A 258-nucleotide genomic window follows, 5' to 3' on the forward strand; every position below is an offset into this window, starting at 1 on the left:
AAGGATTGCGGATAGATAACAGGGAGGCTTCACAATGGATAAAATAAAAAGGAAGGTCATTATTTTTGCTGTTTTGGTCGCGCTGGGGGGCGGGGTATATCAGTATTTTCGCCCTTATGACCCATCGCCACAAACACTAACACCCTCACAGCAGAAAGCCATGAATAAGATAAACGCTGAAATGAAACCTTACTGCGTCGGACGCTATATGCTCGATCTGCCATCCTCCTTTGTGGCCTACAGTGAAACAGCATCGCT

General features: G+C 46.1%; 1 pseudogene. It reads left to right on the top strand.

The features are described 5' to 3' along the window. Window positions 1-34: 34 nt before the first annotated feature. Window positions 35-258 (top strand): annotated as a pseudogene (locus OGX98_RS00040) (T6SS immunity protein Tli4 family protein); the annotation flags it as partial.

Source organism: Citrobacter sp. Cm046, assembly GCF_030333065.1.
GTDB lineage: Bacteria > Pseudomonadota > Gammaproteobacteria > Enterobacterales > Enterobacteriaceae > Citrobacter > Citrobacter murliniae.